This is a genomic window from Chryseobacterium sp. VD8, assembly GCF_037149975.1.
In the GTDB taxonomy this organism is placed as follows: Bacteria; Bacteroidota; Bacteroidia; order Flavobacteriales; family Weeksellaceae; genus Chryseobacterium; species Chryseobacterium indicum.
This window is the reverse complement of record NZ_JBBCQL010000399.1, coordinates 1-1,781: the sequence shown is the minus strand read 5'-3', so window position 1 is coordinate 1,781 and position 1,781 is coordinate 1. Positions and strand designations below refer to the sequence as shown.

Annotated in this window: 2 protein-coding genes; both read right to left on the bottom strand. The window is 36.2% G+C overall.

The window, feature by feature from the left end:
* Positions 1 to 63 precede the first annotated feature (63 nt).
* Positions 64 to 1,014 carry a glycosyltransferase family 2 protein gene (locus WFK35_RS22590; protein ID WP_336734869.1) on the bottom strand — a complete coding sequence of 317 codons (951 nt, stop codon included), beginning with the start codon at positions 1,012 to 1,014 and terminating at the stop codon, positions 64 to 66.
* 17 nt (positions 1,015 to 1,031) lie between these two features.
* A complete protein-coding gene (locus tag WFK35_RS22585; RefSeq protein WP_185204623.1) occupies positions 1,032 to 1,631 on the bottom strand; it encodes a DUF4199 domain-containing protein in 600 nt (199 codons plus the stop codon).
* Between the last annotated feature and the right edge of the window lie 150 nt (positions 1,632 to 1,781).

Sequence of the window (1,781 nt, the reverse complement as noted above, 5' to 3'; positions counted from 1 at the left end):
GCTGGATTTCTTTGCCTTGAAAATTATTTCTAATGAAATACGTATGAAAATCTTCCGAATTCATTATATCACTTCATCAATATTGTAATTCTTATGCTCTCTGTTGGTTCTGATAATCATTTCTCCTAAAAATCCGGCTACGAAAAGCAGGGTTCCCATAATCATCATGGTTAAAGCGATAAAAAACCACGGATTATTGGTGATTAAATGTCCGTAAATTCCTCTTGCCACATCTATGAGTTTTGAAATACCCAGCCAAAGTGCTGAAAGAAAACCTACAATGAACATTAAAGTTCCCACCGCTCCGAAGAAATGCATCGGCCTTCCTCCGAAACGACTTACAAACCAAAGTGTTACCAGATCCAGAAATCCTCTGATAAATCTTTCGGTTCCGAATTTTGAAGTTCCGTAAGGTCTCGCCTGATGTTGAACTTCTTTTTCCGTAATTCTTCTGAATCCTGCATTTGCCGCCAAAACAGGAATGTAACGGTGCATATCTCCGTAAACATCAATGGATTTTACGACCTGTTTTTTATAAGCTTTCAGTCCGCAGTTGAAATCGTGAAGATAAACACCGGAGACTTTTCTGGCTGCAGAATTGAATAATTTCGACGGTACATTTTTCGTCATTACATTATCAAAACGCTTCTTTTTCCAGCCGGAAACAATGTCGTAATTATCCTGAACAACCATATTGTACAGTTCAGGGATTTCTTCCGGAAAATCCTGTAAATCAGCATCCATCGTGATGATTACATCGCCGTTTGTTCTTTCAAAAGCAGCATGAAGTGCCTGAGATTTTCCGTAATTTTTAGAAAATTTAATTCCGTGGATCTGAGGATGCTGTACTTTCAGATTCTCGATAATGCTCCACGAAAGATCCGTACTTCCATCGTCTACAAACCAGATTTCATAAGATAAACTGTTTGATTTACAAACGCTATCAATCCTTGAAAAAAGCTCTTCCAGAGAGGCTTCCTCATTCAGTAACGGAATAACTATAGATAAATTCATTTAATTTTAATAAAAAATTATTCTTGGTTTTGTTCTTCCTGATAGATTGTTTTTGTTCTGAAAAACGCTCCGAAAAACACTGACAAAACTACGTAAAATATAAGAATTGCCGCAAAATATCCTGAAAAATGACTTGCAGTAAGCATATCTTTTCCTTTCACCGCCTCCGGAGAGAAGCTTGGAAGCCTTTCTTTGTACTTTTTATCCAGTTCATCAATGTCTTTCTGGTGTTTTAAAACTTTTCTTGCAGAATAATATTCTTTATCCATTTCCGCTTTCTGTCTTGTCACATATTGATAATTCAGCAGCTTTTTTGCGTCTGTATCCACAAAATTTAAGAAAGCATAAATGCTGAAAATGGATAAAATTCCTCCGATAAACATGGGAACGAAAGCTCTTTTAAATGCTTCTTTAAAGCTTACCGTTCTATGGCTGCTCCAGTACGATTTCACCGACCAGAATGCAGCTCCGGCATACAGAATCGGTAAAACGAAAGCATTGGCTTTCAATGAAATATCAAAATAATTAACTCCTGAAAAGAAGTAATACACCACGAAAAAAACAATCATCGTAGCTCCAAACAGTAAAATTCCTAATGTGGAAGGGCTCTTCGTCATATCTAATTTTTTTGAAAATTTCTGAAAAATTATTGGTCTGAATTTCAGCAAACTACCTCTGTAAGCCAATTTTTTCCATTAATTTCCTTTAATAAAGTTTTGAGTTTTGCAAAATATTCCTACCTTTGCAACGGCAAGTCCTAAACAACC

Coding starts and splice junctions, on each gene's coding strand:
- WFK35_RS22590 (WP_336734869.1), bottom strand. CDS start 1,014: ATGAATTTATCTATAGTTATTCCGTTACTGAATGAGGAAGCCTCTCTG.
- WFK35_RS22585 (WP_185204623.1), bottom strand. CDS start 1,631: ATGACGAAGAGCCCTTCCACATTAGGAATTTTACTGTTTGGAGCTACG.